The sequence below is a fragment of the uncultured Limnohabitans sp. genome, from assembly GCF_937889215.1.
Lineage (GTDB): Bacteria > Pseudomonadota > Gammaproteobacteria > Burkholderiales > Burkholderiaceae_C > Limnohabitans_A.
On sequence record NZ_CALBEX010000116.1, the window covers coordinates 1 to 5,385 of the forward strand.

The 5,385-nt window shown below is 63.1% G+C and carries 6 protein-coding genes; 4 read left to right on the forward strand and 2 right to left on the reverse strand.

Annotated features, from left to right (window positions below; translation table 11 throughout):
* Positions 1–153: 153 nt before the first annotated feature.
* Positions 154–384, reverse strand: a complete 231-nt coding sequence (locus tag Q0341_RS03010) for a glycine zipper 2TM domain-containing protein (protein ID WP_299510458.1) — start codon at positions 382–384, stop codon at positions 154–156.
* 170 nt (positions 385–554) lie between these two features.
* On the opposite strand from Q0341_RS03010, the gene Q0341_RS03015 reads away from it, so the two are divergent.
* On the forward strand, positions 555–1,196 hold the full coding sequence (locus tag Q0341_RS03015; protein WP_299510459.1) for an MBL fold metallo-hydrolase: 642 nt from the start codon (positions 555–557) through the stop codon (positions 1,194–1,196).
* A 12-nt stretch (positions 1,197–1,208) separates the two neighbouring features.
* On the opposite strand, the gene Q0341_RS03020 is transcribed toward Q0341_RS03015, so the two are convergent.
* Complete coding sequence (locus tag Q0341_RS03020) at positions 1,209–2,081, reverse strand: M48 family metallopeptidase (RefSeq protein ID WP_299510460.1); 873 nt, start codon at positions 2,079–2,081, stop codon at positions 1,209–1,211.
* A gap of 121 nt (positions 2,082–2,202) precedes the next feature.
* Here Q0341_RS03020 and Q0341_RS03025 point away from each other — a divergent pair, with 121 nt between their 5' ends.
* The 3 genes from Q0341_RS03025 to Q0341_RS03035 all read left to right on the forward strand — a co-directional run.
* Positions 2,203–3,582, forward strand: coding sequence for an MFS transporter (locus tag Q0341_RS03025; RefSeq protein ID WP_299510461.1), 1,380 nt, complete (start codon positions 2,203–2,205; stop codon positions 3,580–3,582).
* Positions 3,583–3,696: 114 nt separating this feature from the next.
* The gene (locus Q0341_RS03030) at positions 3,697–4,410 is read left to right on the forward strand and encodes a response regulator transcription factor (RefSeq protein WP_299510462.1); all 714 of its coding nucleotides are present in this window, start codon (positions 3,697–3,699) and stop codon (positions 4,408–4,410) included.
* A gap of 4 nt (positions 4,411–4,414) precedes the next feature.
* Positions 4,415–5,385, forward strand: a 971-nt coding sequence (locus Q0341_RS03035) for a HAMP domain-containing sensor histidine kinase (protein WP_299510463.1), incomplete at its 3' end; no start/stop codon positions are given.

Genomic DNA, 5,385 nt, shown 5'->3' on the forward strand with positions numbered 1-5,385 from the left:
CAGGCCCTGATCACTTGCTTGCGCGTGGACCGCCGGGTTGAAGTGGAAGTCATGGGCATGCAGCCACAAAGCTGAAGCCCCTGCGCCCGCCTGCGCAGCAGGCGGGCGTAAAGCCCGCACACAGTCTTTGTGTGCGGGCTTTGTTTTGCCTGTTTATTTGGCTTTTTTGATCTCGTGACCGATCACGCCACCGACCGCCGCACCGCCCAGGGCACCAGTCGGGCTGCCACCGGTCAAGATCGAGCCACCAATGGCCCCTACACCTGCGCCAATGGCGGTGCTCTTTTCTTGTGGCGTCATGCCCGCGCAGGCGGCCAGGGCGAAAGAGGCAGCGAGCAGCAGGCTCACAGCTGAAATTCGGATCATTGGATGGGGTGTGTGCATGGTTAGATTCCTTGTCTTGAAAATGAATGCCTGGCCTGTGCCCGCGCCACCATGGCACCAGCTCAGCCAGAATCTTCAAGATAGAAGAGCGCCTCAGCTCAGTCTGTCCGGCGCACCACACACAGGCGTGTCCACACCGGTGGCGCGCAGCCACTTCCTATAATTTGCCCATGCTCCAATACCAAACCATCCCCGTTACGCCCTTCCAGCAAAACTGCTCCTTGGTCTGGGACGACCAGAGCCGTCAGGCGGCGGTGGTCGATCCGGGCGGCGATCTTGATTTGATCTTGGGGGCCGTTCAGCAGCATGGCCTCAAGCTCGAACAAATCTGGATCACCCACGGCCACCTGGACCACGCCTCGGGCACCGCCGACCTGGCGGAGCAGCTGGGCGGTTTGCCCATCGTGGGGCCGCACCCCGCAGACCAGTTCTGGATCGATGGTTTGCCGCAGGCCGCTGCGGCTTATGGCTTTCCGCCCGCACGGGTGTTCAAGCCCACGCGCTGGCTGGCCGATGGCGACACCGTCACGCTGGGGGCGCACACCTTGCAGGTGCGCCACTGCCCGGGCCACACACCCGGCCATGTGGTGTTTTATTCGCCCGACATCAAGCGTGCTTTTGTGGGCGATGTGCTGTTTGCCGGCAGCATTGGCCGCACCGATTTTCCGCAAGGCAACCACGACGACCTGATCGCCAGCATCACCGAGCGCCTGTGGCCCATGGGCAACGACACGGTGTTCATTCCCGGCCATGGCCCCGAAAGCACTTTCGGGCGTGAGCGGCAAAGCAACCCTTATGTCGGCGGGACCTGATCGGTCCTCTTCTTATCCGCGGCGGGCTCGCTCGTACAAGCTTTGCACCTTGGGCAGGTTGGCTTGTAATTCCTGAATGCGGTTGGCCCCGCTGGGGTGTGTGCTCAAAAAAGAGGGGCTGCCGTTGCCGCTGGCCGCTTGCATCTTTTGCCACAGGCTCACACTCGCCTCGGGCCTGAAGCCGCCACGGGCAGCAATTTCCAAGCCCACCAAATCCGATTCGGTCTCGTCGTCCCGGCTGTACTTGAGTGTCAACAACTGGGTGCCCAAGTTGGCTGCGGCATCGCCCAAAGATCCCAAGCCCAAAAGCTGCGAGGCGATCGACAAACCCAAGCTGGTGGCCTGGCTTTTGGCCAAGCGCTCACGGGCGTGTTCGCGCAGGGCGTGCGCCATCTCATGGCCCATGATCATGGCCACTTCGTCATCGTTCAACTTCAGTTGCGCCAAGATGCCGGTATAGAAGGCGATCTTGCCGCCCGGCATGCACCAAGCGTTGATCTGTTGGCTGCCGATCAGGTTGACCTGCCACTTCCAATCGCGCGAACGCGGGTTCCACTGCGCGGTGTGGGGAATGAGCTTTTGGGCAATGCTGTGCAGGCGCTGCAGCTGCGGGTCGTTGTCGGGGGCCAGGGCCCCTTTTTGGCGGGCCTCGCTCAGCACCTGCGCGTATTGCTGGCGAGCCGAATTTTCCAGCGTCTCGGCCGGCACCAGTTTGCGCAAACCGGAAGACGAGCCGACATCCACCTGGGCCAAGGCCGAGCCTGCTGCGCCCGCACCGGCTGCCAAGAGGAACGTTCGCCGGGCTTGCCAGCGAGGCGATGTAGGAGCCGCTGCGCTGGCTTCTGCGTGAGGGGCGGAGGTTTTGAGGTTGCAAATAAAACACATGGTCCACAAATCATAACGAATGCAGCGGGTTTTGACGCCTTGCCGCCGGGCGATGCGTTAGCAAATGTCACCGGCGATGACGGGCACAGTCGCCGAATGCGCTGCAGTTGATAATCCGCAGATGTCCGATCCTGCCCTCTCTGCTGCCCCCAACAACAACGCGCCGCCCGCCACCGTGCGCACTTGGCGCGAGGCGCTGCGCCTGTATTTGCAGCCCGCCAGCTTGCGCATGCTGGCGCTGGGTTTTGCGGCGGGCTTGCCGCTGCTGCTGGTGCTGGGCACGCTCAGTTTCCGGCTGCGCGAGGCGGGCATTGACCGCAGCACCATCGGTTACCTCAGCTGGGTCGGGCTGGCGTATGGCGTGAAATGGTTGTGGGCTCCCTTGGTCGACCGCCTGCCGATTCCCTGGCTCACGCGTCAGTTGGGGCGCAGGCGCAGTTGGTTGCTTTTGTCTCAGCTCGCCATTGCGCTCGGGCTGGTGGGCATGGCCCTGAACGACCCTTCGCAACTGCTCGGCCCTTTGGTCGCTTGCGCTTTGGCCGTGGCCATCGCTTCGGCCACGCAAGACATCGCGCTGGACGCTTACCGCATCGAGTCGGCCGAGGTGAACGCCCAAGCCGCCTTGGCGGCCAGTTACCAAACGGGTTACCGCTTGGCCATGATCTGGGCCGGGGCGGGGGTGTTGTGGGTGGCGGCCTTTGTCCAAGGTGAGCAAGCCACGGGTTACGCCCAATCGGCTTGGCAAGCGGCTTATCTGGTCATGGCGCTGAGCATGCTACCGGGCATGTGGGTGGTGCTGGCCTCGCCCGAGCCGGTGCCCGCGCCCTTTGCGCCAGCACGCAATGTGGCCGAGTGGCTCAAGGGTGCGGTGCTCGAGCCCTTTGCCGATTTTTGGTTGCGTTACCGCTGGCAAGCGGTGCTGCTGTTGGCGCTGATTGCGGTCTACCGCATCTCCGACGTGGTCATGGGCATCATGGCCAACCCGTTTTATGTGGACATGGGCTTCACCAAAAGCGAAGTGGCCAGCGTGACCAAGGTCTACGGCATCGTCATGACCCTGGTGGGCGCGTTTGTGGGCGGCGTGCTGTCGGCGCGGTTGGGCGTGATGCGCGTGCTCATGCTGGGCGCGGCTTTGAGTGCGGCCAGCAATTTGCTGTTTGTCTGGCTCAGCGGCGTGGGCCACGACGTGCAGGCGCTGGTCTGGGTCATTTCGGCCGACAACCTGGCCAGCGGCATTGCGTCGGCTGCGTTCATTGCTTATTTGTCGTCGCTGACCAACATCAGCTATTCGGCCACGCAATACGCCCTGCTCAGCTCCATGATGCTGCTGCTGCCCAAGTTCATCGCCGGGTTTTCGGGCGACTATGTGGATGCGCATGGCTACGCCAGCTTCTTCACGGCCACCGCTTGGTTGGGTTTGCCCGTGCTGGTGTTGGTAGCGTTGGCGTCAAGGGTGCACGCGAACAAGCCGCCCACCCAAAAGTTGTCACCCCGGGCTTGACCCTGGGATAACAAACCGTTGAGCGCATGGATGAGCCATTGTTGGACGCCCCGAATTTACCCAGATTTACACAACCGACACGCCCAGCGCTTGCAAAAAGGCGATGATCCAACCATGCAACAACTCTTGATGATCGAAGACGATGTTCGCCTCGCGGGCATGGTGGCGGACTACTTGGGGCAAAACGGGTTCGATGTGGCCCACGCGCCCGATGCCCAAAGCGGTTTGGCGCGTTTGCAAAACCCGGGCATCGAGTTGGTGTTGTTGGACCTGATGCTGCCCGACATGGATGGCCTGCAGGTTTGCCAGCGCATCCGCGCCCTGCCCGGCAGCTCGGGCCAAGTGCCGGTGCTCATGCTCACCGCCAAAGGCGATCCGATGGACCGCATCATCGGCCTGGAAATGGGCGCCGACGATTACCTGCCCAAGCCCTTTGAGCCCCGCGAATTGCTGGCCCGCATCAAAGCCATTTTGCGACGCCACAACACCGGCAACACTACCGGCCATGACACGACCCAAAAGCTGCTGCAATTTGGCTCGCTCGAGATCGACCGCGACGCCCGCCGCGTCAGCGTCAAAGGCCAAGACTGCGAGCTGACCTCTTACCAATACGACCTGTTGGTGGCGCTGGCCGAACGCGCGGGTCGCGTGCTCACGCGAGACCAAATCATGGAAGCCGTGCGCGGCCGTGAACTCGAAGCGTTTGACCGCTCGATCGACGTGCACATGGGCCGCATCCGCGCCGCCATCGAGGCCGACCCCAAAGCCCCCCAGCGCATCCTGACGGTGCGCGGTGTGGGCTATGTGTTTGCCCGCCAGCAAGACTGAACCCATGCCGATCCAAGCTTTGAAGCGCCAGTGGTCACGCCACCTTTACCTGCGCATCTGGCTGGCCGTGGTGCTGGGCGTGGCTTTGCTCATGTTGGTGGTGGGTTTCTTTTGGCGGGCCAGCATGGAACACCAAAGCCCACCCTCACGCGAATGGGTGGTCATGAATGCCCAAGGCGAGGTGTTGGCCACCAGCACCCCACGGGCCAGGCCGGGCGCACCGCTTGAATTTGACCTGACCCTGCCCGACGGCCAACAACTGCAGTTGCAAGTGCAGCGCAGTGGCGACCGGCCCGCTTCGGGTCGTCGCCCGCCTCTGCACCCGCGCAAGGACATGCCTTGGTGGGCCAAGCCCTCCGCCTTTTTTTGGATGCTGGGCCTGATTGGCTTGGCGGTGGCGCTGGGGCTCTACCCGGTGGTGCGCAGACTCACGCAGCGGCTCGAGGGCCTGCAGCGCGGCGTGCAGCGCTGGGGCGAGGGCGACTTGTCGGTGCGCATGCCGGTGCAAGGCGACGACGAAGTGGCCGACCTGTCGCAGCGCTTCAATGCAGCGGCCGAGCGCATCGAAGGCCTGATGGCCTCACAAAAATCATTGCTGGCCAACGCCTCGCACGAGTTGCGTTCGCCGCTGGCGCGCATTCGCATGGGGCTGGAGCTGATGAACGGCCCTGCGGTTGACGCTGACGCTTTGGCCCGCAGCCGGGCCGAAATCTTGCGCAACATGGCCGAACTCGACCAACTGATCGACGAAATCTTGCTGGCCAGCCGCTTGGACGCCAAAGAAGCCGACATCGGCACCATCGAGCCCGTGGACTTGGTGGGCCTGTGCGCCGAAGAGTGTGCGAGGGTCGGGGCAAGATTTGACGTGCCCGAAGGCCTGGCCCAACTCGAAGTGCCTGGCGTGGCCAAACTGCTGCGGCGCATGGTGCGCAACCTGCTGGAAAATGCCCGGCGCTATGGGGCCAGCGTGCAGAC